This is a genomic window from Flavobacterium esculini (genome assembly GCF_048284325.1).
GTDB lineage: Bacteria > Bacteroidota > Bacteroidia > Flavobacteriales > Flavobacteriaceae > Flavobacterium.
On the sequence record NZ_JBLVPI010000050.1, the window covers coordinates 1 to 1,266 of the forward strand.

General features: G+C 32.5%; 1 rRNA gene. It reads left to right on the top strand.

The features are described 5' to 3' along the window. Positions 1-83 (top strand): 5S ribosomal RNA (gene rrf, locus ACNQGG_RS17280); the annotation flags it as partial. Between the last annotated feature and the right edge of the window lie 1,183 nt (positions 84-1,266).

A 1,266-nucleotide genomic window follows, 5' to 3' on the forward strand; every position in this document is an offset into this window, starting at 1 on the left:
CTCTTCCCATCCCGAACAGAGTAGTTAAGCCCGCCTGCGCAGATGGTACTGCAGTTATGTGGGAGAGTATGTCGTCGCCTTTCTTTGATCTGAACTCGTTTCAGGTTCTATTAAATCTTCATCATTCATTTGATGAGGATTTTTTTTGTTCCTAACTTTTTTGTATGTAATAAAGGATTAATCGATCAGTCCTAAACCGGATTGGATTGGGATCAATTAAGCATAAATATTCTAGATCAATCCGGATCTATCCTAAACCCTGGGGAGAGATAAAAATTAAGAATAATAGAGTTACCTAAAAAGGAAGGAATCTATATTTTTAACACCTCTGAATTGCGATCTAAAAGCTCTTATTTTAGTATTGAAAGATTCTGCCAAAGCCATTGGTACTTCTGTTATCAAAATAATTCAATATTTTTTGATAATGATTCATTATTGTTCTTGAGATTGCATTGAATGAATTGAATTCAGATTTGATTTACTTTCTTATGTCATTTAGTTAGTTTGGTAAAACCAATGATTTTATCGGTTGTGTTCTCAAAGATTTTGCGTAACTTGGGTTAGATAGTATGCTTTTTGAATATCGGCTTACAATTCAAATAATAAAGCAGCACTTTCTATTTGATTTGTGACCATTTTGATTTGTTTTTTGTGCAAGAAATAGCGTATCCGGAAGAATTCTACATTTCTAATTTTGATTTTTGAGATTTGACGCAAAAAAATGATTAGGATGTTTCTCTTAATAAAAAAGGAGATTATGATAGTGTGTATTTTATATATAATGAGTCGTGCTATGATTACAAATCTTTAGAAAGTTGTATTTCACTCCGTTTTCCTGTGGGTTTTTTGCTGCTGCTTTTACGTAGTTAGTAGGGTTGTATACTAAATCCAATTGTCTGAAGTATTGTCTGAAGTATTGTTGAGTGGTTTTTGAGTGGTAGAATAAGAATTGTTCGGTAAAAATCTAAATAAATCGGGGTCTAAAATAAGATTGAATGAATAAAACGGAAGTAGAGCAAGTAATGCTTTTATATAGTATAGTAGGGAAAAGAAGCTAATTCGAAGAATTCAGGGTTATCATAGCTAATCAATCTAAAAACTTTTATTATTCAAGGCGCATGTTTCCAGCGAGTTAAAGTTTAAGTTAAGGAAACGTCAAAAAAAAGGTTTAAAAAAGCTTGTTAAAGCGAATAAAGGGGCTACTTTTGCACCCGCAACAACGCAGACGTTCTTTTATAAACTGGCAAGTAGTACGAATCAAACTAG